At 58.3% G+C, this 26,011-nt stretch carries 25 protein-coding genes; 15 read left to right on the forward strand and 10 right to left on the reverse strand.

Annotated features, from left to right (window positions below; translation table 11 throughout):
- The first annotated feature begins 86 nt into the window (after nt 1–86).
- From J5M66_RS12865 to rarD, 3 genes are all read left to right on the forward strand, one after another.
- Nucleotides 87–1,397 carry an MFS transporter gene (locus J5M66_RS12865; RefSeq protein WP_039762752.1) on the forward strand — a complete coding sequence of 437 codons (1,311 nt, stop codon included), beginning with the start codon at nt 87–89 and terminating at the stop codon, nt 1,395–1,397.
- Nucleotides 1,398–1,601: 204 nt separating this feature from the next.
- The gene (locus tag J5M66_RS12870; protein WP_123442346.1) at nt 1,602–3,728 is read left to right on the forward strand and encodes an acyltransferase family protein; all 2,127 of its coding nucleotides are present in this window, start codon (nt 1,602–1,604) and stop codon (nt 3,726–3,728) included.
- Nucleotides 3,729–3,893: 165 nt separating this feature from the next.
- Nucleotides 3,894–4,775 carry an EamA family transporter RarD gene (gene rarD / locus J5M66_RS12875; protein WP_071172591.1) on the forward strand — a complete coding sequence of 294 codons (882 nt, stop codon included), beginning with the start codon at nt 3,894–3,896 and terminating at the stop codon, nt 4,773–4,775.
- 173 nt (nt 4,776–4,948) lie between these two features.
- Here the strand turns inward: rarD and hppD are convergent, their stop codons facing one another.
- On the reverse strand, nt 4,949–6,025 hold the full coding sequence (hppD, locus tag J5M66_RS12880) for a 4-hydroxyphenylpyruvate dioxygenase (RefSeq protein ID WP_016774910.1): 1,077 nt from the start codon (nt 6,023–6,025) through the stop codon (nt 4,949–4,951).
- Between the two features lie 351 nt (nt 6,026–6,376).
- Here hppD and J5M66_RS12885 point away from each other — a divergent pair, with 351 nt between their 5' ends.
- A complete protein-coding gene (locus tag J5M66_RS12885; protein WP_207808915.1) occupies nt 6,377–7,912 on the forward strand; it encodes an EAL domain-containing protein in 1,536 nt (511 codons plus the stop codon).
- A 227-nt stretch (nt 7,913–8,139) separates the two neighbouring features.
- Nucleotides 8,140–8,505 carry a histone-like nucleoid-structuring protein, MvaT/MvaU family gene (locus J5M66_RS12890; RefSeq protein WP_016774912.1) on the forward strand — a complete coding sequence of 122 codons (366 nt, stop codon included), beginning with the start codon at nt 8,140–8,142 and terminating at the stop codon, nt 8,503–8,505.
- A gap of 215 nt (nt 8,506–8,720) precedes the next feature.
- Here J5M66_RS12890 and J5M66_RS12895 read toward each other — a convergent pair whose 3' ends face one another.
- Complete coding sequence (locus tag J5M66_RS12895) at nt 8,721–9,239, reverse strand: DUF4946 domain-containing protein (protein ID WP_136492573.1); 519 nt, start codon at nt 9,237–9,239, stop codon at nt 8,721–8,723.
- Between the two features lie 137 nt (nt 9,240–9,376).
- Between J5M66_RS12895 and gloA the strand changes: the two genes are divergently transcribed.
- Nucleotides 9,377–9,898, forward strand: coding sequence for a lactoylglutathione lyase (gloA, locus tag J5M66_RS12900; RefSeq protein ID WP_207808916.1), 522 nt, complete (start codon nt 9,377–9,379; stop codon nt 9,896–9,898).
- A gap of 252 nt (nt 9,899–10,150) precedes the next feature.
- Here the strand turns inward: gloA and ahpF are convergent, their stop codons facing one another.
- The 3 genes from ahpF to J5M66_RS12915 all read right to left on the reverse strand — a co-directional run bounded on the left by ahpF (nt 10,151) and on the right by J5M66_RS12915 (nt 13,477).
- Nucleotides 10,151–11,713, reverse strand: coding sequence for an alkyl hydroperoxide reductase subunit F (gene ahpF, locus J5M66_RS12905; protein ID WP_207808919.1), 1,563 nt, complete (start codon nt 11,711–11,713; stop codon nt 10,151–10,153).
- Nucleotides 11,714–11,837: 124 nt separating this feature from the next.
- Nucleotides 11,838–12,401 (reverse strand): alkyl hydroperoxide reductase subunit C, encoded by a 564-nt coding sequence (gene ahpC, locus J5M66_RS12910; RefSeq protein ID WP_016774916.1) that lies wholly within the window; start codon nt 12,399–12,401, stop codon nt 11,838–11,840.
- Between the two features lie 137 nt (nt 12,402–12,538).
- Nucleotides 12,539–13,477 (reverse strand): site-specific integrase, encoded by a 939-nt coding sequence (locus J5M66_RS12915; protein ID WP_130901588.1) that lies wholly within the window; start codon nt 13,475–13,477, stop codon nt 12,539–12,541.
- Nucleotides 13,478–13,653: 176 nt separating this feature from the next.
- Here J5M66_RS12915 and J5M66_RS12920 point away from each other — a divergent pair, with 176 nt between their 5' ends.
- Nucleotides 13,654–14,670 (forward strand): DNA-binding protein, encoded by a 1,017-nt coding sequence (locus J5M66_RS12920; protein ID WP_207808922.1) that lies wholly within the window; start codon nt 13,654–13,656, stop codon nt 14,668–14,670.
- On the opposite strand, the gene gorA is transcribed toward J5M66_RS12920, so the two are convergent.
- Together gorA and galU are read right to left on the reverse strand one after the other, a co-directional pair.
- Entirely contained in the window at nt 14,667–16,025 is a 1,359-nt protein-coding gene (gene gorA, locus J5M66_RS12925; protein WP_206422078.1) for a glutathione-disulfide reductase, read from the reverse strand. The genes J5M66_RS12920 and gorA overlap by 4 nt on opposite strands.
- A 129-nt stretch (nt 16,026–16,154) precedes the next feature.
- On the reverse strand, nt 16,155–16,994 hold the full coding sequence (gene galU, locus J5M66_RS12930) for a UTP--glucose-1-phosphate uridylyltransferase GalU (protein WP_024013124.1): 840 nt from the start codon (nt 16,992–16,994) through the stop codon (nt 16,155–16,157).
- Between the two features lie 258 nt (nt 16,995–17,252).
- Here galU and J5M66_RS12935 point away from each other — a divergent pair, with 258 nt between their 5' ends.
- Entirely contained in the window at nt 17,253–17,438 is a 186-nt protein-coding gene (locus tag J5M66_RS12935) for a hypothetical protein (protein WP_016774922.1), read from the forward strand.
- A gap of 140 nt (nt 17,439–17,578) precedes the next feature.
- Complete coding sequence (locus tag J5M66_RS12940) at nt 17,579–17,866, forward strand: hypothetical protein (RefSeq protein WP_071172599.1); 288 nt, start codon at nt 17,579–17,581, stop codon at nt 17,864–17,866.
- A gap of 3 nt (nt 17,867–17,869) precedes the next feature.
- On the opposite strand, the gene J5M66_RS12945 is transcribed toward J5M66_RS12940, so the two are convergent.
- Entirely contained in the window at nt 17,870–18,100 is a 231-nt protein-coding gene (locus tag J5M66_RS12945) for a hypothetical protein (RefSeq protein WP_016774924.1), read from the reverse strand.
- A 72-nt stretch (nt 18,101–18,172) separates the two neighbouring features.
- Nucleotides 18,173–18,529 carry a hypothetical protein gene (locus J5M66_RS12950; RefSeq protein ID WP_071172600.1) on the reverse strand — a complete coding sequence of 119 codons (357 nt, stop codon included), beginning with the start codon at nt 18,527–18,529 and terminating at the stop codon, nt 18,173–18,175.
- Between the two features lie 211 nt (nt 18,530–18,740).
- Here J5M66_RS12950 and J5M66_RS12955 point away from each other — a divergent pair, with 211 nt between their 5' ends.
- From J5M66_RS12955 to ada, 4 genes are all read left to right on the forward strand, one after another.
- Nucleotides 18,741–19,043 carry a DUF1883 domain-containing protein gene (locus J5M66_RS12955; RefSeq protein WP_007912251.1) on the forward strand — a complete coding sequence of 101 codons (303 nt, stop codon included), beginning with the start codon at nt 18,741–18,743 and terminating at the stop codon, nt 19,041–19,043.
- A 28-nt stretch (nt 19,044–19,071) separates the two neighbouring features.
- Nucleotides 19,072–19,242, forward strand: a complete 171-nt coding sequence (locus tag J5M66_RS12960) for a hypothetical protein (RefSeq protein ID WP_016774926.1) — start codon at nt 19,072–19,074, stop codon at nt 19,240–19,242.
- A 7-nt stretch (nt 19,243–19,249) separates the two neighbouring features.
- A complete protein-coding gene (alkB, locus tag J5M66_RS12965; protein WP_122704144.1) occupies nt 19,250–19,921 on the forward strand; it encodes a DNA oxidative demethylase AlkB in 672 nt (223 codons plus the stop codon).
- A gap of 80 nt (nt 19,922–20,001) precedes the next feature.
- Nucleotides 20,002–21,063 (forward strand): bifunctional DNA-binding transcriptional regulator/O6-methylguanine-DNA methyltransferase Ada, encoded by a 1,062-nt coding sequence (gene ada, locus J5M66_RS12970; protein WP_207808924.1) that lies wholly within the window; start codon nt 20,002–20,004, stop codon nt 21,061–21,063.
- On the opposite strand, the gene J5M66_RS12975 is transcribed toward ada, so the two are convergent.
- The gene (locus J5M66_RS12975) at nt 21,053–22,036 is read right to left on the reverse strand and encodes an MDR family oxidoreductase (RefSeq protein WP_207808926.1); all 984 of its coding nucleotides are present in this window, start codon (nt 22,034–22,036) and stop codon (nt 21,053–21,055) included. The genes ada and J5M66_RS12975 overlap by 11 nt on opposite strands.
- A gap of 186 nt (nt 22,037–22,222) precedes the next feature.
- Here J5M66_RS12975 and J5M66_RS12980 point away from each other — a divergent pair, with 186 nt between their 5' ends.
- On the forward strand, nt 22,223–24,667 hold the full coding sequence (locus tag J5M66_RS12980; protein ID WP_207817487.1) for an autotransporter: 2,445 nt from the start codon (nt 22,223–22,225) through the stop codon (nt 24,665–24,667).
- 105 nt (nt 24,668–24,772) lie between these two features.
- Nucleotides 24,773–25,837, forward strand: a complete 1,065-nt coding sequence (locus tag J5M66_RS12985) for a nitronate monooxygenase family protein (RefSeq protein WP_024013130.1) — start codon at nt 24,773–24,775, stop codon at nt 25,835–25,837.
- The last annotated feature ends 174 nt before the right edge of the window (nt 25,838–26,011 follow it).

Consider the following 26,011-nt stretch of genomic DNA (forward strand, 5'->3'; position numbering starts at 1 on the left):
CAATCCGGCCAAAGGTGGCCGAGACTCTCAGGGCGATCAACGTTACCCTTTGCATCGCAAAAAATCATAATAAAGAGAGAGCCGCTATGTCGCAGAGCGCCGCAGCTACCCAGACCATCGACGACGGTAAAAACGCCGTCTACAAACGCATCACCCTGCGTTTGATTCCCTTCATTTTCATCTGCTATCTGTTCAACTACCTCGACCGGGTCAACGTTGGCTTCGCCAAACTGCAGATGCTCGACGCACTGAAATTCAGCGAAACCGTGTACGGCCTCGGCGCCGGCATCTTCTTCATCGGTTACGTGCTGTGCGGCGTGCCGAGCAACCTCGCACTGACCCGCTTCGGTCCACGGCGCTGGATTGCCCTGATGATGATCACCTGGGGCACGCTGTCGACCTGCCTGTTGTTCGTCACTACCCCGACCGAGTTCTACACCCTGCGCTTTTTCACCGGTGCGGCTGAGGCGGGTTTCTTCCCGGGCGTCGTGCTGTACCTCTCGCAGTGGTTCCCGACCTTCCGCCGTGGCCGGATCATGGCGTTGTTCATGTCGGCGATCCCCGTCTCCGGTCTGCTCGGCAGCCCGTTTTCCGGCTGGATCCTTAACCACTTCGCCGCCGGCCAAGGTGGCCTGGCCGGTTGGCAGTGGATGTTCCTGCTGCAAGGCATTCCGACCGTGATCCTTGGTGCGCTGGCATATTTCCTGTTGAGCGACAGCTTTGCCAACGCCAAATGGCTGACCGCCCACGAACGTTCGGTGCTCGAAGCCGACCACGCCGAAGACCTCGCCAACAAACCGAAAACCGCCACCGACTCACTGCTCGCGGTGTTCAAGAACCCAGCGATCTGGGCCTTCGGCCTGATCTATTTCTGCATCCAGAGCGGCGTGTACGCGATCAACTTCTGGCTGCCGTCGATCATCAAGAATCTGGGATTCAGCGATAACCTGGTGATCGGCTGGCTGAGTGCGATTCCGTACCTGCTCGCGGCGGTGTTCATGCTGGTCGTCGGCCGCTCGGCGGACTTGCGCAAGGAGCGCCGCTGGCACTTGGTGGTGCCGATGCTGATGGGCGCTGTCGGGCTGGTGATCGCGGTGAACTTTGCGGCCAATCCGGCGATTGCGATTCTCGGCCTGACCATTGCGACCATGGGCGCACTGACCGGCCTGCCGATGTTCTGGCCAGTGCCGACCGCCATGCTGAGTGCGGGCGCGGCGGCTGGTGGTCTGGCGCTGATCAACTCGATGGGGCAGATGGCCGGGTTCCTCAGCCCGTATCTGGTGGGTTGGGTCAAGGACAGCACTGGCTCGACGGACGCGGCGTTGTATGTGCTGGCGGCGGTGATCGTTGGCGGGAGTCTGCTAGCGTTGCGGATGACGCGGACGTTGCGGGCTTGAGCTCGCGTGCATGACCAAAACGGCCCTCACGGGCCGTTTTTTTATTCGGTTTCACTCGCACGATGATGTTCGGCGAGCAGACCAGCGTCGAAGCCGATCAGAGCCGTTGTAACAAAATCTCTATACTTTGCCGTTCCATGGAACCGTGCTTACGCAGCCGCGCCTAATGGTCGCTCGCTCGAATAAGTCTGCCAAGGATAGTCAATGTTCAATCGGCCCATCGATTTTGTCCGCAAACCATTGCGCGCGATGTTTAACGCGTTCGATAACAAGGAAGCATTCGACACCTCGCGGTCCCTGGAGGCCGCCAGCTGTGAATCGCACAGGGCAGGTCTCCGATATCGTGCCGACATCGATGGCCTGCGGGCTGTCGCTGTCCTGCTGGTGCTGATATTTCACGCTGGGATGACGTTATTCCCGTCCGGTTTTATCGGCGTGGATATCTTCTTCGTGATCTCCGGGTATCTCACCACTTCTATCATCATGAAGTCGCTGGAGAACGGCACGTTCAGCTTCACGGGTTTTTACGTCAGGCGCATCTGGCGCTTGCAACCGGCCGTTGTTGCGCTGTTGGTTGTGACCTTGCTGGTTACCACGCTGCTTTATCTGCCCGATGACTACGTCGACTTCCTGAAAAGCGAGAAGTACACCTCATTACTGATCTCCAACCAGTATTTTTCCAAGGTGACTTCCGGTTACGCCACGCCCGATGCCGCGAGTCTTCCGCTGTTGCACACCTGGTCACTGGCGATCGAATGGCAGTGGTACCTTCTGCTACCGTTGGGTATCTGGCTGCTGCATCGCTATGTGGCGAAACGGGCTTTGAGCAGCGCGGTACTGGGTTTGACACTTTCAGCCACGGCGCTGGCGCTGTATCTGTCGCAGGTCGCTCCCGACCTGAACTATTACTTTTTTACCGCGCGCATCTTCGAATTGATGATTGGATCGTGCGCCGTCATGTTCAGCGCGGACAGGTTTCGCCTGAGTCGTATCAGCGCTTCGCTCATCTGCGTGGTTGCGCTGGTCACGATCGCCTATTGTGCGGTCCAGGACGATATCCTCAGCGGATTCCCCAACTATCACGCGGTCGCGGCATGCGTCGCCACGGCCCTGCTGCTGGTTCGCGGCATAGGTAATGTGAGCATCACCTCGGATGTCCTTGCATTCAAACCGCTGGTGTTCATTGGCACCCTTTCCTATTCGCTGTATCTGTGGCATTGGCCGATTCTGGCGGTGCTGGCCTACCTCGGCGTCGATCTAAGCCCAGCGGTGACAGTCGGCTATTTCGCCGCCACGTTCGCGATGGGCTACCTCTCCTTCTGGCTTATCGAAAACAGGTTTCGCAAGGTTCGGGCCGGGTTCGGCAAGACCGTACTGCTGTTGATACTGCTTCCCGCCATCGGCCTGTCGCTGCTGCACTCCGCCGGCAGGAATCATGACGGATGGCCGAACCGTTTTGGTGACGATTCGATCGCGATGTTCAGCACGCTGAAGGCATTCGTACCGAGCCATCGTGAGGACTGCCTGGGTAACAGCGAAAAGGTTGATCCTGACTGCGTCCTGGGCGCGCCGCTGGCCAAGCCGCAAGCTTTGCTGATCGGAGATTCCTATTCGAATCACTACTGGGGATTTATCGAAACGCTGGCCAAGGATGCCGGCCTGTCGGTTCTTGCCCAAGGCTATCCGGCCTGTCTGACCCTGCCCGGCATCTATCTCTACGACTGGTACAAGGCCAAAAACGCGCTTTATGAAAAGTGCCATACGGCTGCACAACACTATTACCACCTGATTGCGGACAGCCATTTCCAGTACGTAATCATTGGCCAGTTCTGGGAGGCCTATCTCACAGCCACGATTGTCACGAAACTCGATGACCCACGCAGCCTGGAACTGACGCAGCAACGACTTGAGGTCGCGGTTCGCCAGGCACTGGACATCATCGTCGACTCGGGTGCCACGCCGATTGTGCTGATGAGCACATTGCCCATGCCCGCCAGAATCAATGAATGCCTGCTCAGACAAGTCAAGTTACGCGGGATGCTCGGCAGCGCTGAACAAAGCCGTTCATGTGCCGCGGTGACATGGTCAGGCCTTGAGGACCCCTTGTTGACCAGACTTTTCGGCCAACTGCAGGTTGAATATCCACAACTGATCGTCCTTGATCCAAAAAAAGTGCAATGCACGGACGGTACTTGCCTGACCAGCGTCAATGGCGTGCCGGTGTACCGCGACATTGGCCATGTGTCCGATTATGCCTCGTACAAATTTGGTGAGCTGTACCTCAAGCACTTCGGCAATCCATTCAAAAGCGGTCCAGTCGGCGTCCATTAACGCTGGTCCATTTGCCATCTATGCTCCATCTGCCAGCCTCTTTTGACGAGGCTGGCATGACCGGATGGACGTGATATGTTTCGAATAATGAGCATCTGCTCAATATTCAGCACAGAAACCACGTATCCTGCGCGCCCCGTTCAACCATCACGTCGCGAGAACAGTTTGTCTAAAGGTATCGCTCTATCGGTTTCAGCCTCGGTGCTGTTTGCCGTCATGTATTACTACACGTCGCTGCTGACACCTCTGAGCGGCGTGGAAATCTTCGGCTGGCGCATGCTCCTGACCGTGCCGTGCATGACCGTGTTCATGCTGGTTTCCGGGGAATGGCGGCGGGTGCTGGAGCTGTTCCGATTGATGGCAGCCAGGCCGAAGCTGATCGCCGGGCTGCTGGTTTCTTCCGCCCTCCTCGGCGTTCAGCTGTGGCTGTTCATGTGGGCACCGCTCAATGACTACAGCCTGGATGTATCGCTGGGTTATTTCCTCTTGCCACTGGCTATGGTGCTCACCGGGCGGATTGCCTATGGCGAGAGCCTGTCTTACCTGCAGAAAATCGCCGTATTTTTTGCCAGCCTCGGCGTGTTGAACGAGTTGTATCAGGTGGGTGGTTTTTCCTGGGCGACACTGGTGGTCGTGGTCGGTTATCCGCTGTACTTCGTACTGCGCAAATACCTGAAAACCGACAACCTCGGTGGCCTGTGGGTCGACATGACCCTGATGCTGCCGGTCGCTTACTGGTTTGTGCAGGGCGGCGAACAGGGCTTGGCCGTTTTCGATCAATATCCTGGACTGATGTGGCTGATTCCGCTGCTCGGCCTGATCAGCGCTTCCGCGCTGGTGGTGTACATCATCGCCAGCCGCTTGCTGCCGTTCAGTCTGTTTGGTTTGTTGAGTTATGTTGAACCGGTGTTGTTGCTTGCGGTGGCGTTGTTGCTGGGAGAAAGCATCAAGTCGGGCGAGTGGCTGACTTACATCCCGATCTGGCTGGCGGTTGTGGTGCTGGTTTTCGAAGGCTTCAAACACTTGACGCGCCAACGCCGCTCTTGAATGCAACACAAGACAAATGTGGGAGCGAGCCTGCTCGCCAAGTCGTCAGACCAGTCAACATGACTGTTAAATGAAAGTCCGCATTCGCGAGCAGGCTCGCTCCCACAGGTTTCGTATGAAGCAAAAAAATCCCGGCGCTGCATTTCTGCAGGCCGGGATTTTTTCATTTCAGATTACTCGGTGGTCAACACACCACGACGCACCTGGTCACGCTCGATCGATTCGAACAGAGCCTTGAAGTTGCCCTCGCCGAAACCGTCGTCACCCTTGCGCTGGATGAATTCGAAGAACACCGGCCCCATCAGAGTTTCCGAGAAGATCTGCAGCAGCAGACGCTTGTCGCCCTGCTCCGAGGCACCGTCGAGCAGGATGCCGCGTGATTGCAGCTGATCGACCGGCTCGCCGTGGTTCGGCAGGCGACCTTCAAGCATTTCGTAGTAGGTGTCCGGCGGCGCGGTCATGAAGCGCATGCCGATTTTCTTCAGCTGATCCCAAGTCTTGATCAGGTCGTCGGTGAGGAACGCGACGTGCTGGATACCCTCACCATTGAACTGCATCAGGAACTCTTCGATCTGCCCGGCGCCCTTGGACGACTCTTCGTTGAGCGGGATGCGGATCATGCCATCCGGTGCGGTCATGGCTTTCGAAGTCAGACCGGTGTACTCGCCTTTGATGTCGAAGTAACGGATTTCACGGAAGTTGAACAGCTTCTCGTAGAAGTTCGCCCAGTAGGCCATGCGACCGCGATAAACGTTGTGGGTCAGGTGATCGATGATCTTCAGGCCGGCACCGACCGGATTGCGATCAACGCCTTCGATGAACACGAAGTCGATGTCGTAGATCGAGCTGCCTTCGCCGAAACGGTCGATCAGATACAGCGGCGCGCCGCCGATGCCTTTGATCGCCGGCAGGTTAAGCTCCATCGGACCGGTTTCGATGTGGATCGGCTGAGCGCCGAGTTCGAGTGCGCGGGAATAGGCCTTCTGCGAATCCTTCACGCGAAACGCCATGCCGCAAACGGACGGGCCGTGTTCGGCGGCGAAGTACGAGGCGACGCTGTTGGGTTCGTTGTTGAGAATCAGATTGATCGCGCCCTGACGATAGAGGTGCACGTTCTTGGAACGGTGGGTCGCGACTTTGGTGAAGCCCATGATCTCGAAGATCGGCTCCAGCGTGCCAGGAGTCGGCGCTGCGAACTCGATGAACTCAAAGCCCATCAGGCCCATTGGGTTTTCGTATAAATCTGCCATGGTGACGCCTCATCATTTCTTATCAATTAACCAGGGTTATTTGTCAGGAAAGTGATGTAGAGGGAGGCGCACAGGAGATGCCACGCACGCTGCGCGCGAGGAAGTCTCCGTAGATCAGTTGGAACCCGAATATCTTCATTGTCGACCCAAGGCTCTTGCGGGCGAGGCTTCTGCTGCCAGAAGACGATTATTATTGTATGCGTAAATCGATTCTACACAGCGTAACGAGACCTGTCTGCCCTCTGTATAAAATCCGCTTTTTTTCGTACGGCGCAAGAGCCATCTGCGATCTATTCTCCCCTCTGGCTCAATTTTTTATCGGGCCGGACTTCGACGCCACAGGATGTGTCCATGCCGCTGACCCACAGACCCCGCCGCAAACGCAGGACCCGCATCGTCGTGACTGTGCTCAGCGGTCTGCTGCCGATCGTACTGGGCAGTGGGATTCTTTATATGCAGGCAGAACGCACACTGCAGCAAAGTGCCGGGGAAACGGCCGAACAAGCGCTGCGACAGTTCGATTTGATGCTCGATAACACGGCAGAAGCCGCTCGGGTCCTGCTGCCGCTTGCCGGGAAAAATTGCGAAGAGGTGAAACTGGCCCTGCGCGAACAAGTGACCCGCCGCCCCTTCGTACGCTCGACCAATCTGGTCTGGGACAACAATCTCTACTGCAGCTCACTCTTCGGGGCGTTCCAGGAAGCCGTCAATGCCGGGGACTATCATCAAGGCAAACTGTGGTTGATGAACGGCAATCCGGTGACGCCTGATACGGCATTGTTGATCTACCGTCTCAGCGACGGTCGTGGTGGCGCGCTGACCACACTGGATGGCTATCACTTGAGCAACATCCTGCGCCTGATCGGCCGCCAGACATTACTGACGTTGCAAGTCGGCGATAACTGGCTGTCCGCCGACGGCAAAGTTCATCAGGGATCACTGCCTGCCCCGCCGGTCGCGCACAGCCTGCTGGATTCCGAGCGTTACGGTTTCAAAGTGTCGGCGGGTTTCCCCAAGGGCGAAGTCCGGCGTTACATGGCGGCTGAATATCCTCCGCTGTTCAGTCTGTTGATTTTCTTCGGCGCAATCTCCGGAGCCATTGGCCACTTCGTTCAGAAGCGATCGACCTCGCCCAGCCACGAAATGATGCGCGCACTCGAGGCCGGGGAATTCATTCCGTACTTCCAGCCCGTGGTTCACGGCGACAGCAAGCGATGGTCGGGTGCCGAAGTGCTGATGCGCTGGAATCACCCGAAAGAGGGGCTGGTACGCCCGGATCTGTTCATTCCATTTGCCGAGCACTCAGGTCTGATCGTGCCGATGACCCGCGCGCTGATGCAACAGACTGCGGCCCTGCTGGGACCGCACTCTGTGAACTTCGCCAAGCCTTTCCATATCGGCATCAACATCAGCGCCAGCCACTGCCAGGATCTGGATCTGGTCGAGGATTGTCGTGACCTCTTGGCGGCGTTTGCGCCCGGCAGCGTCGAACTGGTGCTGGAATTGACGGAGCGCGAACTGATCGAGCCGAGCGACATCACGCTTAAGCTGTTTGAGCAATTGCATGCACTGGGAGTAAAAATCGCGATCGACGACTTTGGTACCGGGCACTCGAGCCTTGGTTATCTGCGCACCTTCAACGTCGACTTTCTAAAGATCGATCAGAGCTTCGTGGCCATGATCGGTGTAGACGCGTTATCGAGGCATATTCTCGACTCCATCATTGAACTGTCGGCCAAACTGGACTTGGGCATTGTTGCCGAAGGTGTCGAAACTCAGGCCCAGGCTGATTACCTGACCGAGCATAACGTTAACTTTTTGCAGGGCTATTTGTACGGTAGACCGATGCCTGGCGCTGATTTCCTTGAAGCATTAACTCATCATTAAATCGCCGACACTGCCCGCCGAACAACCGCACCAAATTGATACAAAAAGTCATTGTTGTTACATGGCGACAACATCAGGATTTACTCTTGTCGCATTAACTACTACAATTTTTTCAACCTGAGCCAGACTGGCAGGTGAGCCAATTATCACCGAGTCGCTTCCAGGCTCTTGGCTTATAGCTTTGTTTGCGGTTGGTATCAGCCAAACACACTATTGGAGTAAAGATATTGTCCAGACTCGCTGAATTTCGCGCAGCTGAAAAGGCCCTTCAGGAACAGCTCAAACAGCTGGAATCGCTGAAGAACGATGCCGGGCTGAAGAAAGAAATCGAATTCGAAGAAAAGCTCCAGGGACTGATGAAAACCTACGGCAAAGGCCTGAAAGACATCATCGCCATCCTTGATCCAAACCCGGCAAAGTCCGGTCTGCAGCAGTCCGCAGCGCCCAAGACCCGCCGCGCCCGCGTGGTCAAGGTTTATCAGAACCCGCACACGGGCGAGCTGATCGAAACCAAGGGCGGCAACCATCGCGGTCTGAAAGCCTGGAAAGAGCAGTACGGTGCAGCCACCGTGGATTCATGGTTGCGCGGTTAATCTGACGCCAACAAAAAGCCCTGCCTGATGCAGGGCTTTTTTATTGACAATATCTAACAAATGAAATGATTTTCATCGAACAAGTTGGAAATTTGTGTAACGCTTCTGAATCATCAGGCTAAACATTTTGCTGCGCGATGTTACCTCGAGCGCTTGATCAAACTATGTGCTTAATCCTTTCCGGTAAGCGGACTGCTGCGAGTTAGTACGAACGTTTATAATTTCAGGCTGTTGCGCGCCGCTTCTATATCGTCGACGCTCGCCTTATAAACCTCGGCCTGTCCGGCATATGAAAGTACGTAAGCCTTGTCTGTTTCCACAGCTGCCACCAACGTTTGTGATAATACGTGTCGACCGTTCTCGGTGACCGTGCAGGTCGTCTCCAGCCCGGACAATGAGCCGAGCGCAGCCGGATGAATTCTGTTGCAGACGCTCTGATAACCACTGCGGAAGAAATCCTTCTGGATCGATTTGCGCATTTCCAGCAGCACGCCTTGCAAATTGACCTGATGCCCCGCCTCCACTTGCGTCATCGTCAACTCCATCACCATCACCTGATTGCCATCAGCATCGAGCTTCACCGCCCGTTGCCGCGAGACTGGCGGCGCGGTTTCCGGCAATGCTTCAACCTCCCAGCCCGTCGGCCAAGTGATACTTGGTTCGGCCATTACGGGTAAAACCACAGCCGACGACAAAGCAAAAAAAACAAACACGGATTTCAACAGTCGGATCATTGCCGGACGCACTCATGGATAGAAAGCAAAGTCTGAGCCCCGCCTTCGCGCAGGGCAAGCCCGCCTTGCATTTGGCGATGCCGGCCGGCATGCGTATCATTGCGCCCATTCACTCGCCCATTGTTATTGGAGGGCCCATGAGCCTCAACGAACTGAACACTTTCCCCGGCGTGACTGCCACGCCAGACAGCGCAACCCGCAACTTCGTGTTCAACCACACCATGCTGCGCGTGAAGGACATCACTAAGTCGCTGGATTTCTACACCCGCGTACTGGGTTTCTCGCTGGTCGAGAAGCGTGATTTCCCGGAAGCCGAGTTCAGCCTGTACTTCCTCGCGCTGGTCGATAAATCACAGATCCCGGCCGACGCTGCTGCGCGTACCGAATGGATGAAATCGATCCCGGGCATTCTCGAACTGACCCACAACCACGGCACCGAAAACGATGCCGACTTCGCCTATCACAACGGCAACACCGACCCGCGCGGTTTCGGTCACATCTGCATCTCAGTGCCGGATATCGTCGCTGCGTGTGCACGGTTTGAAGAGCTGGGTTGCGATTTCCAGAAGCGTCTGACCGATGGCCGGATGAAGAGCCTGGCGTTCATCAAGGATCCGGATGGCTACTGGGTCGAAATCATTCAGCCTGCGCCGCTGTAAAAGCTGAAAGCCCCTCACCCTAGCCCTCTCCCAGAGGGAGAGGGGACTGATTGCGGGATATTGGAGAATCACGCCGACTTGAACGATTGGCGGTGAATCCATAATCGACCGGCTCTCTCAGGTCGATGGATGACTTCAGACACCTCGGTCGGCTCCCTCTCCCTCGGGAGAGGGCTGGGGTGAGGGGTGGCTTTCCACGCGCAATAAAAAACCCATGATCGCTCATGGGTTTTTTCGTTTTCGACCTGGCAGTTACGCCGGGGCCGAAGTCCGGATCAAGTGATCGAACGCACTCAGCGAAGCCTTGGCGCCCTCGCCCACTGCGATCACGATCTGCTTGTACGGCACAGTCGTCACGTCACCCGCTGCAAAGATCCCCGAGATCGAAGTCTCGCCACGATTATCGACAATGATCTCGCCACGCGGCGACAGCTCGATGGTGCCCTTCAGCCAATCGGTGTTCGGCAGCAGACCGATCTGCACGAAGATGCCTTCCAGCTCTACCGTGCGCAGTTCATCCGTAGTGCGGTCCTTGTAACGCAGGCCGTTGACCTTCTCGCCATTGCCGGTGACTTCAGTGGTTTGCGCACTGGTGATCACGGTAACGTTCGGCAGGCTGTGCAGCTTGCGTTGCAGCACGGCATCGGCACGCAGTTGCACGTCGAATTCCAGCAACGTTACGTGCGACACGATACCGGCCAGATCGATGGCCGCTTCAACGCCGGAGTTACCGCCGCCGATCACCGCCACGCGCTTGCCTTTGAACAACGGGCCGTCGCAGTGCGGGCAGTACGCCACGCCCTTGTTGCGGTATTCCTGCTCGCCCGGAACGTTCATTTCGCGCCAGCGCGCGCCGGTCGCCAGGATCACGCTCTTGGCTTTCAAAGTTGCACCGCTGGCGAAGTGGACTTCATGCAGCTCACCGTTCTTGCCCGGGATCAGCTTGTCGGCGCGTTGCAGGTTCATGATGTCGACGTCGTACTGCTTGACGTGTTCTTCCAGCGCCGTGGCCAGTTTCGGCCCTTCGGTTTCCTGCACGGAAATGAAGTTCTCGATGGCCATGGTGTCGAGCACCTGACCGCCAAAGCGCTCAGCCGCGACACCGGTGCGGATGCCTTTACGCGCAGCATAAATGGCCGCCGAAGCACCAGCGGGGCCGCCACCAACAACCAGCACGTCAAAGGCTTCCTTGGCGCTGATTTTCTCGGCCTGACGCTCAATCGCGCCAGTGTCGAGTTTGGCGAGGATTTCCTCCAGGCCCATGCGGCCCTGGCCGAAGTTCTCGCCGTTGAGGTAAATGCTCGGCACGGCCATGATCTTGCGATCGTTGACTTCGTCCTGGAACAGCGCGCCGTCGATGGCGACATGGCGGATGTTCGGATTGAGCACGGCCATCAAGTTGAGCGCCTGAACGACGTCGGGGCAATTCTGGCAAGACAGCGAGAAGTAAGTCTCGAAGCTGAGCTCGCCTTTGAGCGAGCGGATCTGCTCGATCACTTCAACGCTGGCCTTCGACGGGTGGCCGCCGACTTGCAGCAGGGCCAGCACCAGGGAGGTGAATTCGTGGCCCATTGGAATGCCGGCGAAACGCAGGCTGATGTCGGCTCCAGGGCGATTGATCGAGAACGATGGCTTGCGGGCATCGTCACCGCTGTCGATCAGGGTAATTAGGCTCGAAAGACTGGCAACGTCTTTCAGCAGGTCCAGCATTTCACGGGATTTCGCACCGTCGTCGAGGGATGCAACGATCTCGATCGGTTGGGTGACCCGTTCCAGGTACGATTTCAACTGGGCTTTAAGATTGGCGTCCAACATACGGGCGATTTCCTTTATTTGAGGCGAAAAAAAGCCCGAGCGAATCTCGCCCGGGCATTTTTATTGGGCGGTGCAGCTAACTTAAGAAGGTGCGGCGTGCCGCCCTGCGTTGCATGTCACAGACTTAGATCTTGCCGACCAGGTCCAGCGACGGAGCCAGAGTGGCCTCGCCTTCTTTCCACTTGGCCGGGCAAACTTCGCCTGGGTGTGCAGCGACGTACTGAGCAGCCTTGATCTTGCGCAGCAGCTCGGAAGCGTCACGGCCAACGCCGCCATCGTTCAGTTCAACGATTTTGATCTGGCCTTCAGGGTTGATCACGAAGGTACCACGGTCAGCCAGACCAGCTTCTTCGATCAGCACGTCGAAGTTGCGCGAGATGACGTGGGTCGGGTCGCCGATCATGGTGTATTCGATTTTGCCGATGGCTGGCGAAGTGTTGTGCCAGGCAGCGTGAGCAAAGTGGGTGTCGGTCGAAACGCTGTAGATTTCCACGCCCAGCTTCTTGAACTCAGCGTAGTTGTCGGCCAGGTCTTCCAGCTCGGTTGGGCAAACGAAAGTGAAGTCGGCTGGGTAGAAGAACACTACGGACCACTTGCCTTTCAAGTCAGCATCCGAGACTTGAACGAAGTCGCCGTTTTTGAACGCGGTAGCTTTGAACGGTTTTACTTGGCTGTTGATGATAGGCATCGATGACTCTCCGTCAGGGGTTATGAAGTTGATGGGTGAATCCTACCCACTCACTCGACGGAAGGCTCATTGGCAAACCTGATGCTGCTGATTTGTTTTCGCTATTAGCTGACTGTATTAATAGAAGAAAACGATCTCTACGCTTGATCCGGCTTATCCATAATCCGAGCCATTCCCTGGAATGGGCTTACCTCAACATAGCGCATGGCGGATTTCATGTCCTTCCAGCCAACGTAACTCATCAGTGATTTTAGATCCCAGCCGCTTTGATGCGCCCATGTGGCAAAGCCACGCCGCAGTGAATGGCTGGTGTAGTTGGCGGCGGCAATCCCGGCGCGCTGCAACGCCTGGCGCAGCAGCGGAATGATGCTGTTGGCGTGCAGGCCCTCCTCGCTCAGATTGCCCCACCGATCAATGCTGCGGAACACCGCGCCGCGTACCAGCGCAGCCTCTGTAATCCAATCGATATAGGCCTGCACTGGGCACAGCTTGAGCAGCGCCGGGGCCTGGTAGGTCTGCCCGAGGTTTTCCCGGTCGCCCTTGCTGCGCGGCAGATACAAAGTGATGCCCTTGCCAGCGCTCGCCTGCACATGCTCGATCTGCAGGCGGCACAACTCATCGCTGCGAAAGCCGCGCCAGAAGCCCAGCAAAATCAGCGCACGATCCCGATAAGCCTTGAGCAACGTCGGGCGGTCCTGATCCTGGCGGGCGGTCTGCGCCTCCTGCTCCAAACAATCGATCACGCGCTGCAGATCCTGCAGTTGCAGCGGCTCAGCCTGTTTTTCCTGCGCCGGGTGCAAAGCACGAATGCCCTTGAACACCTTGCGCACTACTGGCGCCTTGGTCGGATCGGCAAAACCCTGACTGTTGTGCCACTGCGCCAGTGCCGACAGACGCAGCTTCAGAGTGTTGATCGACAGCACGCCAGCGTGCTCCACCAGATAGCGCGCAACGCTGTCGGCAGTAGCCGGCAGAAATCCGCCCCACGTCACCTCGAAGTGCTCGATCGCCATGCGATAGCTGCGGCGAGTGTTGTCGCGGGTGGCGGCTTGCAGATATCGATCGATGTCGCTCATGGCAGTTTTCTCGCTGGCGTACGGGTTCACTCATGCAGTTGCGCATTTTGCCGCCTGACATTGGGTAATACCAGTATATCCCGTGTGTTTTAATTCAAATATTTACCTATATTTTCAGCATGGTACACTGCGTACTGTAGTGGCATGTACCACAGTACGTAATCGTAGGAGTTCACATGGCCCGTGGCGGCATTACCAAAGCACTGGTGCAAATCGCGCGCACAGCGATCCTGGCTCGCGGCGAACACCCAAGCATCGATGCAGTACGCATCGAAATGGGCAACACCGGCTCGAAAACCACGATCCATCGCTACCTGAAAGAACTGGATGACGGCGCACAACCAGCAGAAACGTCAGCAGAACCGATCGATGATGAGCTGACCGCCCTCGTCTCTCGCCTCGCCCAGCGCCTGAAAGAACAGGCGCAGGAGCCCATCGAGCAAGCCCGCGAACAGTTCGAAGAGCAACGCGAAGCACTGGAGACCGAGCTGCAACAGGTTCGCCAGGCGCTGGAAAAACTCGAGCACGATCACGACATTCAAGGCGCCGCACTGCAACGCGAATCCGAGGCGCTGAGTAACACCCGCTCGATGCTGCAAACCGAACAGACGCGCAACGCCGGTCTCAACCAGGCACTGGCCGATTTTGAATTGCGCTTGCAGGACAAGGACGAGCAGATCCGCTCACTGGAAGAAAAACACCTGCACGCCCGCGATGCGCTGGAGCATTACCGTAACGCCACCAAGGAACAGCGCGAGCAGGAACAGTCCCGCCATGAAGGGCAGCTTCAGCAGATTCAGGCGGAACTGCGTCAAGCTCAGCAGAGTGCACTGGTGCGTCAGGATGAGATCACACAGTTGCACCGCGACAACGAACGTCTGCTCACCGAGAACCGTGGCACCCAGCGCGAGCTGAACTTGTTGCAGGATCAGCTCAAGCAGAGCAATCAGCGGCAGGATCAATTGCTCGAGCAGGCGACGCGCACGGATAGCGAGCGCACCCTCCTCCAGGAACGTCTGCGCGTCGCGACGCTGGAAAGCCAGGCGCTCAAGCAGAGCGTCGACGAACAGACGCAGCTCAATCAGTCATTGGAAAAGGAGTTGCTCAAGGCTCAGGCGAGCTTGGAAGAGAGCCAGCGTCTGGCGGCTGCCGTTGCGGCAGCGCCAGATTCGACCAAAGCGAAGGACGCTTAAGCGCTGACCGGCGTGCGCATGGTCACAAACTCTTCGGCAGCCGTCGGGTGCACCCCGATGGTGTCGTCGAAGTCGCGCTTGGTCGCGCCGGCTTTCAAGGCGATCGCCAGACCTTGCACGATCTCGCCAGCGTCCGGGCCGACCATGTGGCAGCCAAGCACCTTGTCGGTCTTGGCGTCGACCACCAGCTTCATCAGGGTTTTTTCCTGACAGTCAGTCAGGGTCAGCTTCATCGGCCGGAAGCGACTTTCGAAAATGACCACTTCGTGGCCACAATCGCGCGCTTCTTCTTCGCTCAAACCGACTGTGCCGATGTTCGGCAGGCTGAACACGGCGGTCGGAATCATCTTGTAGTCCACCGGGCGGTATTGCTCCGGCTTGAACAGACGCCGCGCCACGGCCATGCCTTCGGCTAGCGCGACCGGTGTCAATTGCACGCGACCAATGACGTCGCCCAGCGCCAGAATCGACGGCTCGGTGGTCTGGTACTCGTCGTCGACTTTGATGAAGCCCTTGTCGTCCAGTTGCACATCGGTATTTTCCAAGCCCAGATTGTCCAGCATCGGACGCCGGCCGGTGGCGTAGAACACGCAGTCGGCTTCGAGTACACGACCATCCTTGAGCGTTGCTTTCAAGCTACCGTCAGCCTGTTTGTCGATGCGTGCGATGTCGGCATTGAATTGCAGGTCGAGGCCGCGCTTGGTCAATTCTTCTTGCAGGTGTTTGCGCACCGCCCCATCGAAACCACGCAGGAACAGATCGCCGCGATACAGCAGCGTGGTGTTGGCACCGAGGCCATGGAAAATCCCGGCGAACTCGACCGCGATATAACCGCCGCCAACCACCAGCACACGCTTGGGCAACTCTTTCAGGAAGAACGCCTCGTTCGAACCGATCGCATGCTCATGCCCCGGGATTTCAGGGATCTGCGGCCAGCCGCCGGTGGCAATCAGAATGTTCTTTGCCGTGTAGCGCTCGCCATTGACCTCAACCTCGTGCGGCCCGACGATTTTCGCGTGCGCCTCGTGCAGGGTCACACCGCTGTTGACCAACAGATTGCGATAAATGCCGTTGAGGCGATTGATCTCGCGATCCTTGTTGGCGATCAGCGTGGCCCAGTCGAAGTTGGCCTCGCCCAGGTTCCAGCCGAAACCGGACGCCTGTTCGAAGTCCTCGGCAAAGTGCGCGCCGTAGACCAGCAGCTTTTTCGGCACGCAACCGACGTTGACACAGGTGCCACCCAGGTAACGGCTCTCGGCCACCGCCACTTTCGCCCCGAAGCCGGCGGCAAACCGCGCAGCCCGCACACCGCCGGAACCGGCACCAATCACATAAAGGTCAAAATCGTAGGCCATTTCTATCTCCTCGGCAGGCCATCAGCATACCCGCAGTCATCCATTGGGCAAGCACTGCCATCCATATAAGGGCGGAAAATGAAAAAGCCACCCGGAGGTGGCTTTCTTTTGCAGACGAGGCAAACGCTATCAGTAAGCTTTGCCAGTCTTGTAGAAGTTTTCGAAGCAGAAGTTGGTCGCGTCGATGTAGCCTTCAGCGCCACCGCAGTCGAAACGCTTGCCCTTGAACTTGTAGGCCATCACGCAGCCGTTCTGGGCCTGCTTCATCAGGGCGTCGGTGATCTGGATTTCGCCGCCCTTGCCTGGCTCGGTCTGTTCGATCAGGTCGAAGATGTCCGGGGTCAGGATGTAGCGACCGATGATCGCCAGGTTCGACGGCGCGTCTTCCGGCTTAGGCTTCTCGACCATGCTGTGTACGCGGTAGATGTCGTCGCGGATCATTTCGCCAGCGATTACGCCGTACTTGTTGGTTTCCTGCGGATCGACTTCCTGGATGGCGACGATCGAGCAACGGAACTGCTTGTACAGCTTGACCATCTGGGTCAGCACGCCGTCGCCATCGATGTTGACGCACAGGTCGTCCGCCAGAACCACGGCGAACGGTTCGTCACCGATCAGCGGGCGGCCAGTCAGGATTGCGTGGCCCAGACCTTTCATTTCGGTCTGACGGGTGTAGGAGAACGAGCACTCGTCCAACAGCTTGCGGATACCGACCAGGTACTTTTCCTTGTCGGTGCCCTTGATCTGGTTTTCCAGCTCGTAACTGATGTCGAAGTGGTCTTCCAGAGCACGCTTGCCACGGCCGGTGACGATGGAAATCTCAGTCAGGCCCGCGTCCAGTGCTTCTTCAACGCCGTACTGGATCAGTGGCTTGTTTACCACCGGCAGCATTTCTTTAGGCATGGCTTTGGTCGCTGGGAGGAAGCGAGTGCCGTAACCGGCTGCTGGAAACAAGCATTTCTTGATCATATAAGTCCTTGAAAAGGCTGTGTGTACGAGTTTCGAGGCAGTCTAATCAGGCGGCGTGCGCCTTACAATGCCCCGCGCTGGCTAACCAATGCCAACATAGAGAAATATTCGCGCGGATAGTTCCATCCGGGTATTTCAGCGGCGGAGTCAGCGTAGCTCAAGATCCGGGCAAACAGGATCACCATACGCTTATCAGCCCCCAATGCGAGCATTTGCCGCTATCATGGCGCCTTTGAACCACCGAACGAGAATGACCAGATGGCTGCGGTAAAAATCATCAACGGGTATGTGATCGACAAGAAAGACGGCAAGTGGACGCTGACAACCACTAATGGCGAACATATCGCCGGGCCTTTCGACAGCGAGCAGATGGCGACGGATGTAGCCTCGGTGTTCACCGATACACCTGCTTCTTCCAAGCGCCGCGGCAAAGATCAGGACTGATCCTGCCAGCACTTGCGCCAAGCCCTGCCAGAACGCAGGGCTTTTTTGTGCCTTGTTGGCAAACAAGTGGCCAATCGCTATAACCTTTTCATCGCGGCGCTGTCAGAGCATCCAGTCCCCCAACTGAAGATCACGTAACCATGAACCTGAACAAACTGCAGCCGCTTCTCGCGGTATTGGTATTGAGCGGCTGTGCCACTTCGCAGCCCACCTATCTGAACAATGGCGAACAGGGTTTGAGCATCGACTGTTCCGGCGAAGCCAACTCCTGGGCCATGTGCTACGAAAAGGCCGATGCCTCCTGCGCTGGCACCGGTTATCGCATCGTCGGCACCGATGGCACGCCGGCGCCCAAGGAAGATGACAAAACCCTCGGCGTTGACGTTGGCAATTACAAGACCCGCAACGTCGTGGTCGTCTGCAAGTAAGCCTTACATGTGGATTTCGGCGAACTTGATCCCGAGGCCACGGACGACCTCGATCAGATCATCGAGCCGATTGAAGGACTCGACTTCGTCATTGTCATCCACCAAAAAGTAGCTGCGACCTGCACTCTTCTTGAAAAACACGATCCATTCACCGGGATTCGCCGGGTTCTGGATGACATGGGTGGCAGAGATAAGGCCCTCTGCGTGGCGCTCCCGCACATGCTCTCGCTTCATCACGACTCCATAAATGACAATGCCGCCACAGCAGGACTGTGACGGCATCGGGTGCTGATGTTCGCTAGTCTATCAGCCGGAAATACAGGCGTTCGCGGCTTTCTGTACATCGTGAGGGCGAACCGGCACATTGGACATGCGCTCATGCAGCTTGATGCTGCTGCCGCCGGCGCGATCTTCGATATCAAACACGGCTGCCGGGCCTGAAGAAAGCTTGCCCGGGACGATGACTCGTACTCCGTCCTTCTGCGGCTGCACCTGCAACGCGCCGCGACTGTCAGCGAGCTTGTCGGTCAGGCATTGCGCATACTCCTGAGGCTTTTTGCCGGAGATCACGCTCATGGTTGGCAGTGTTTCATTGATTTCGGAAACATTTGCACAACCGGCCATCGCCAGAATCAACGGCACACACACCACACCCCACTTCATATGAATCCTCCGTCAAAGACCGTCCGACAGCACAAATGCCGCTTTTCTCCGGGGTCTTGTGCATTTAACCCGCCTGCCATGGCGAAGTTCTGTTCAAAATTTGTCAAAGCAACGCCCGACGGCCAGATAATAACCCGTGCGGGCTGATAAACTGCGCCCATCGACAAGCTATCGTTTTGATTTAGTAGAAAAAGCCCTTCTGGAGGCGCCCATGAAATTCATTCACCAGCGCGAGCACCTCAACGAAGACGACATCGTCGTCATCCAATGCTCGCAGATGTGCAACATCCGTTTGATGAACGACGCCAACTTCCGCAGCTTCAAAAACGGCGGCCGTCACACTTACCACGGTGGCGCGTTCGACACGTTTCCGGCACGCATCACCGCACCGAGCACCGGCTTCTGGAACATCACCATCGACACCGTCAACCGCCGCGCAATCAGCGTGACTCGCAAGCCGACGCTGACCCACTCGATCAAGATCATCCGTCGCTCCAGCACTAAACTGAGCTGAGACGCACAGCCTATTCTGAAAGGGAAACATGACCGTGGCGCAAAAAACCAAATACGTGATCAAGTACAAACTGGACGGTGAACAGCGTTTCGAATTCGCCGAGCTGGAAACCGGCACTGACGAGGAAGCGAAAGCGGCGCTGAAGAAAATGCACGCTGACGAAGAACTCAGTGACATCAAGGTCAGCAAAGCGCTGTAACTGAATCATGCAACCGACCACGTTTGACCTGTTCGCCGACAACGAACCCGTACAGCAAGCCCGCGCCGAGCAGATCGGCGAACAATCGTGGGTGCTGCGCGGATTCGCCTTGCCGCAGGTCGAGCAACTGCTGACCGAGCTCGAAGCCATTCTTGCCGCCGCCCCGCTACGCCACATGGTCACGCCCGGCGGTTTCAGCATGTCGGTCGGCACCAGCAGTTGCGGGCAGTTGGGCTGGATCACTGATCGCAGCGGTTACCGCTATTCCAGCGTCGATCCACTCAGCGGCTTGCCCTGGCCATCGATGCCGGCGGTGTTTGCCGATTTGGCCCACGAGGCGGCGAAACGCGCCGGCTTCCCGGGTTTTCAGGCCGACTCCTGCCTGATCAACCAATACGTCCCCGGCGCCAAGATGTCGCTGCATCAGGACAAGGACGAAAAGGGTTATGCCGCGCCCATCGTTTCGTTGTCGCTGGGGTTGCCGGCAATGTTTCTGTTCGGCGGTTTCGAACGCAGCGATAAAACCCGGCGCATCCCGCTGCTGCATGGCGACATGGTGGTCTGGGGCGGCGTGGACCGTCTGCGCTATCACGGCGTGCTGCCAATCAAACCCGGCCAGCACCCGCTCTTGGGCGAACGGCGCATCAACATCACCTTCCGCGTTGCTGGCGATCAGTAAAAGTTTGACCGCAAGGCGCGGAGTGTCGCGGGTTACGATGCTGGTTAACCTGACTCAAACAGGTCAACGGATTCCCTCTCATGGACACGCTTTCGAAGACGATCAGAACTGAAGACGATCCACGCTGGGCCGCCGTGGTGGCGCGCGATCCGCGTGCGGACGGGCAGTTTGTCTACGCAGTAAAAACCACCGGCGTTTATTGCCGACCGAGCAGCCTTGCGCGCCTGCCCAAACCGCAGAATGTCGAGTTTTTCGACACCGCCGAAATGGCCGAAGCAGCGGGATACCGGGCAAGCAAACGCGCCAGCAAGGACCAGAATGACGCGCAGCACGCGGCGATCATCGCAGCGGCCTGCCGGCAAATCGAAGCGTCCGAGACGTTGCCCGCGCTCGACAGCCTCGCCGCCAGCGCGGGCCTCAGCCCTTTTCATTTCCATCGAGTATTCAAAGCTGCGACAGGCCTGACGCCCAAGGCTTACGCCATGGCGCATCGTTCACGCAAGCTGCGTGCGCGCCTGGCGGACGGCGGCTCGGTGACCGACGCGCTGTATGACGCCGGATTCAATTCCAACAGCCGTTTCTACGAATCAGCCGATCAACTGCTCGGCATGACACCCACCGATTACCGCGCCGCCGGGCAGAACAACGACATCCGCTTTGCCGTTGGCCAATGCTCGCTGGGGGCGATTCTGGTGGCGCAAAGCGAACGTGGGATCTGCGCGATTCTGCTGGGAGACGATCCGCATCAACTGGTCTGCAACCTGCAGGATCAGTTTCGCAAGGCCAACCTGATCGGCGCCGACCGCGAATTTGAACAGTTGATAGCCAGCGTCGTCGGCTTTGTCGAAGCACCGGCGAAAGGCCTGAACTTGCCGCTGGATATACGCGGCACGGCGTTTCAGGAGCGCGTCTGGCAGGCGCTGCGGGAGATTCCCGCAGGCCGCACCGCCAGTTATGCCGAAATCGCACAACGCATCGGCGCGCCGACTTCGATGCGCGCCGTGGCCCAGGCTTGCGGGGCCAACCGCCTGGCGGTGGCGATTCCCTGCCACCGCGTGGTGCGCAGCGATGGCAACCTTTCCGGCTACCGCTGGGGCGTCGAGCGCAAACGCCAACTGCTTGAGCGCGAACTCAACGATTGACGTCGACCACCACCCTGCCCCGCAGTTTCCCGGCGAGCAGTTTGGGCGCAGCCTCAAGGGCTTCGCTCAAACTGATTTCTTGACTGATCAGTTGCAATAAAGAGAAATCCAGATCCCTGGCCAGTCGGTCCCAGGCCTCGATACGGCGTGCTTTGGGCTGGGTCACGCTGTTGATTCCAGCCAGCGTCACGCCGCGCAGAATGAACGGCGCTACCGAGGCCGGGAAATCCATGCCTTGCGCCAACCCGCATGCCGCAACCACGCCTTCCGAACGCGTGCTGGCGCAAGCGTTGGCCAATGTATGGCTGCCGACCGAATCGACCACCGCCGCCCAACGCTCCTTCGCCAATGGCTTGCCCGGTTCGGACAAGCTGGCTCGATCGATGATTTCGGCAGCGCCCAATTGCTCCAGATATTCATGCTCGGACACGCGGCCGGTGGATGCCACCACGCGGTATCCCAACTTGCTGAGCAAGGCGATGGCAAAGCTGCCGACCCCGCCGTTGGCGCCAGTGACCAACACTTCACCGTGATCCGGCGTCACGCCATGGCGCTCCAGCGCCAGAATGCACAGCATCGCCGTGTAGCCGGCGGTGCCGATGGCCATGGCTTGCGCCGGGGTGAAAGCTTCGGGCAGTGGAATCAGCCAGTCACCGTTGAGCCGGGCCTTTTGCGCCAGTCCGCCCCAGTGGCTTTCACCGACGCCCCAACCGTTGAGCAGCACCCGATCGCCCGCCTTGAAATCAGCATGGGAACTGGACTCGACAGTCCCCGCCAGATCGATCCCCGGCACCATGGGAAACTTGCGTACTACCGGGCTGCTGCCGGTGATCGCCAGGCCGTCTTTGAAATTCAGGGTGCTGTACGCGACGTTCACGCTGACATTGCCTTCGGGCAGTTGCTGCTCATCAATTTGCTGAAGATTGGCGCGATAACCGCTGTCGTCTTTGTCGATCAGGATGGCGTTGAACATGACGGCCTCTCGAAAATGATTTGAAACAAGCATGCCTTGAAATAGCACATCGCAACACATTGCCACACTCGACTTTGCGCTAACGGCTCGATCAGCCGGGTAAATCCCCGGCAGGCGGCTATGCTTTTTCGACGGTTGTGTTTTCCCGGTTGCGCCTTGCAAACCGGTGTGTCGATGGAGCTGACGATGCCTTTCCTGAGCGCTTTACCCTCGCTGCTGATGTTATGTCTGCTGACACTTGGCAATGCCTGGGCAGCCGCACCGGCGGCAAAGCCGAACGCGGCGCCAAGCGAGCCGACATGGCCGCAGGTGATCAGCAGCGCCAAGAGCAAGCTGACGGTGTATCAGCCGCAGCTCGACAGCTGGGACGGCTATACGCTCAATGCCCGCGCGGCGGTCGAAGCCACGGCTGCCGATGGCAAGTCCACCTACGGCATCGTCCAGTTCAGCGCTCATACCCTCGTCGACAAGGCCACCCGCTGGGTCGCGCTCGATCAGTACAACATTATCAAGGCCGATTTCCCCGCCGACGCAAAACAGGCCGACACGTGGCTCGCCATCCTGAAAAAAGATGCCGAGAGCCGCAAGAAAACCATTTCACTGGATCAGCTGGAAGCAGCGGTTGGGGTGCTCAACGCTGAACAGAAAGCCGACAGCGCGCCCTTGGAAAACACGCCGCCGACCATCATCAGTTCCGACCGTCCGGCAATCCTCGTATACATCGACGGCGAGGCGGCCTATCGGTCGGTTGAAGGAACGGAGCTGCAACGGGTGATCAACACGCGCCCACTGCTGCTCAAGGATGCCCAAGGCAGACATTACCTGCACGTATTCGACGGCTGGATGGTTGCCGATCAATTGGCCGGCGATTACACGCGCCTCGCCGCACCGCCGGCCAGTCTGGAAAAAGCCAAACAGGCGGCGATCAAGAGCCGCCAGGTGGACCTGCTCACCGGGCAAAGCGATCCGAAGGACAAGATTCCCAGCCTGGCCAAGCCGCCGCAGCCGAAAATCTTCCTCGCCACCACGCCAACGGAACTGTTGGTGACCGACGGCGCCGCGCAATGGCAACCGATTCAGGGCACCAGCCTGTTGTACGTGAGCAACACCACCGGGCACATTTTCAAGGAAATCGGCGACCAGAACAGTTACGTGCTGATCTCCGGGCGCTGGTTCCGCGCCAGCGACATGAGCGGGCCATGGACCTTTGTCCCGGCAGACAAACTGCCGGCCGACTTTGCCAATATTCCTGACGACAGCGCCAAAGAGAACGTCAAGGCCTCGGTAGCCGGCACGCCACAGGCGCAGGAGGCGGCCATTGCGGCGGCCATCCCGCAGACGTCGGCGATCAACAAGAGCGCGGTGAAGATGACGACACCGCAATTTGACGGTGAGCCGCAGCTCAAAGCGATCAGCAATACGCCGCTGCAATACGTGATCAACAGCGCTACACCGATTATTCGAGTCGGCAACGACAGTTGGTGGGCGGTGGAGAACGGCATCTGGTTCAGCGCCACCTCGCTAAACGGACCGTGGAGCGTGGCCACTTCAGTGCCAGCGGTGATTTATTCGATTCCGCCCAGCTCGCCGATGCACTACCTCACGTACGTGAAGGTTTACGAATCCAGCGGCGATACCGTGGTGGTCGGCTACACGCCGGGCTATCAAGGCTCGACGCTGGACCCGGCGACTGGCGTTGTGGTGTACGGCACCGGTTATCCGTATACGCCGTGGGTCGGTAGCGTCTGGTACGGGCCGCCGGTGACCTATGGTTTCGGCGTCGCGATTCGTTACACGCCGTGGACTGGCTGGACTTTCGGCTTTGGATTCGGCTGGAGCTGGGGCGGCAACACCGTCGCCATGGGCTGGGGCTGGGGCGCCTATCCGTGGTGGGGAAATTACGGCTGGGGCTATGCGTGGGGTCCGCGTCTGTACCCGGCGCCGCTGGCCTGGGGTGGCGCAGCATACGGTTATCGCGGCGGCGCGGTGGCGTGGGGTCCGGGTGGCTGGGCCGGAACCACCGGCAATCTTTATCATCAGTGGGGTGATCGCGCGACGGTCAGCCGTTATGGCGCCGGTTACAACGCCTGGACCGGCAATCGCTGGGCCGGCCAGGTTGGCGCCTCGTACAACTCGCGTACCGGCATTGCCGCCGCCGGGCAACGTGGCGCGGTGCACAACGCCTACACCGGCAACTACGCTGCCGGGCGCAGCGGCGTGGCAGTCGGCCCGAACGGCGGCGCCATCGCCGGAGAACGGGTTAGCGCTGGCAACGTCCGCAGCGGCACTCACGTCAGTGCCAATCGCGGCGCCGTTTACAACCCCAATACCGGCAACACCACGCAATACGGTGGCATTCATGGCCGCGACGGCGGCGCTGCGCGCGTCGGCGACAACGTTTATGCCGGGCGCGACGGCAACGTTTACAAGAAAACCGACAACGGCTGGCAGTCCGTGGCCGGCAGCGGTGCCAACCGGACCAGACCCGCGAACAACAATGCGCAATTGCAGAATCTCAACCGCGAATCCGCCGCACGCAGTCTCGGCAATCAGCGCACGCACAACTTCAACCATTCTTCACAAATGATGAACCGTTCGTTTGGCGGTGGCGGCGGATTGCACCGACGCTAAAAAACTGCACGTAATGTTCAGAATTTCAGACTGGCCCCGCATCCGGTTTTGCTGTTAAAAACCGCGTGCCGTCCCTGCCCGTTTCATCGTTCGGAGAATTGCTATATGAGCCAGTGGCCAGACACCCGCATCCTTGATCTTCTCGGTATCGAACTGCCGATCATCCAGGGCCCGATGGCCGGTGCGACCAACTCTTCGATGGTGATTGCCGTGTGCAATGCCGGCGGCCTCGGTTCAATGCCGGCAGCGATGCTGAGCAGCGAGCAACTGCGCGAAGAACTGAAGACGATTCGCCAGCACACCACCAAGCCGTTCAACGTCAATTTCTTCTGCCACCAGCCCCCGGCACCTGATGAACAGCGGGCCCGTGACTGGAAAAATCTGCTCGAACCTTACTACCGCGAACTGGGTGCCGATTTCGACGCGCCGACGCCGGTGTCCAATCGCGCACCGTTTGACGAGGCCGCGTGTGTCGTGCTCGAAGAATTCCGCCCCGAAGTGGTGAGTTTTCATTTCGGGCTGCCGGAGAAAAATCTGCTTGATCGGGTCAAGGCAACCGGGGCGAAAATCCTTTCGTCTGCCACCACAGTCGAAGAAGCGATCTGGCTGGAGCAACACGGCTGCGATGCGATCATCGCCATGGGTTATGAGGCCGGTGGCCATCGCGGGATGTTTCTCAGCGATGATCTGAGCACCCAGGTCGGCACCTTCGCCCTGGTGCCGCAGGTGGTCGACGCGGTGAAAGTGCCGGTGATCGCGGCGGGTGCGATCAGCGATGCGCGAGGCGTTGCCGCAGCTTTCATGCTCGGCGCATCGGCGGTGCAAGTCGGCACGGCGTACCTGTTCACGCCGGAAGCCAAAGTCAGCGCCTCACACCACAAGGCCCTGCGCACCGCCAAGGAAAGCCAGACCGCCATCACCAACATTTTTACCGGACGTCCGGCGCGGGGCATAGTCAATCGGGCGATGCGTGAACTCGGCCCGATGTCAGCGCAGGCGCCGGCCTTCCCGTTGGCTGGCGGTGCGCTGATGCCGCTGCGGGCCAAGGATGACGCCGATTTTGCCAACCTCTGGGCCGGACAGGCGCTGACGCTCGGCAAGGATATCGGCAGCGCTGAACTGACCCGGCAACTCGCCGAGGGCGCCTTGGCGAAACTCAACCGTCATTGAATTTAAGCGGCGAGCGGATTTATTCCCTCGCCACTTGGCGGCGTATCGCTATATATTTCCGTATACAGCGATTGCGCCCGTGTATCGGCGTTATCCAAAGCAAAGCATTTACCGCCGATCACGGAGCCTTTACATGACACTTGCTGCCACACGCCTCGCCCCTGCCTGCTTCGC

The sequence above is a fragment of the Pseudomonas sp. 67(2021) genome (assembly GCF_017491835.1).
Lineage (GTDB): Bacteria > Pseudomonadota > Gammaproteobacteria > Pseudomonadales > Pseudomonadaceae > Aquipseudomonas > Aquipseudomonas atacamensis.